Here is a 1,133-nt window from a genome sequence, read left to right as displayed (position 1 = left end):
GGCGTACCGGGCGAGGTGCTTCTGGCGATCTGGGGCCGGGAGACCGGCTTCGGCGCGGCCAAGATGCCTTACGACGCCTTCGAGGTGCTGGGCACCAAGGCCTTCATGTCGACGAAAAAGGACTTCTTCCGCACCGAGGTGCTGGCAGCATTGGAGATCGTCGAGCGCGGGCTGGCACCGGTCAATGCGATGAAATCATCCTGGGCCGGCGCGCTCGGCCAGCCGCAATTCATGCCGACATCCTTCCTCAAGCATGCAGTCGATTTCGACGGCGACGGCCGGCCCGACATCTGGAATTCGACGCCGGATGTGCTCGCCTCGATCGCCAACTATCTCGTCCATTATGGCTGGGTCAGGGGCCGCGGCTGGGGAGCCGAGGTGATCGCGCCGGCCAATGTTTCCTGCTCGCTCGAAGGCCCCGATCAGGGCAAGAGGATTGCCGACTGGGTGGCGATGGGTATCAGGCGAGCCGACAACAAGGCGTTCCAGGCGAGTGAGCTGAAAGCCGAGGGCTTCCTCTTGATGCCGGCCGGCCGCAGCGGACCGGCCTTCATCGTCACGCCGAACTTCTATGTGCTGAAGCAGTACAACACCAGCGACCTCTACGCGCTGTTCATCGGCCATGCCGCCGATCGCATCGCGAAGGGCGACGCCACCTTTACCGCAAGCTGGGGGCCGGTCGGCGATCTGCACCGCTCCGATATTGCCGCCCTGCAGCGGGCGCTGGAGGCCAAGGGCTACGACGTAGGCAGTGCCGACGGGCTGCCCGGTTTCAAGACCCGCCGCTCGATCGGCGCCTGGCAGGCGAAGAATGGCAGGGCCGCGACCTGCTTCCCCGATGTTGGCCTGGTTGCGGTGCTGAAGTAACCTCGAATTTAGCAGAATTTTCCCGATTGGCTGCATCGATTAGCCGGCGCATGGGTCGACACGCCGTGGCTCGTTCTGGTCCAATACGTTGTCTTGCAAATGCGCGTTGCCGGCTTGCGGGCCGCCGGATATGGTGTTGACCAATTGGACAAAAACCATGACGGTAAGTGGCCGGGGACACGCGCGCGACCCGATGGAATTTCTGCAATCCTGAGCCGGGAACTCAGGTCAACAAACAACAAAACAGGGAACGATCACCATGATGC

1 protein-coding gene is annotated in these 1,133 nt (G+C 62.8%); it reads left to right on the top strand.

From position 1 onward, the window contains the following. Positions 1-867, top strand: an 867-nt coding sequence (locus EN781_RS32965; RefSeq protein ID WP_127400749.1) for a lytic murein transglycosylase, incomplete at its 5' end; no start/stop codon positions are given. Positions 868-1,133: the final 266 nt, after the last annotated feature.

The organism is Mesorhizobium sp. M4A.F.Ca.ET.090.04.2.1 (genome assembly GCF_003999085.1).
Classification (GTDB): domain Bacteria; phylum Pseudomonadota; class Alphaproteobacteria; order Rhizobiales; family Rhizobiaceae; genus Mesorhizobium.
This window is presented reverse-complemented; position numbering and strand designations above follow the sequence as displayed.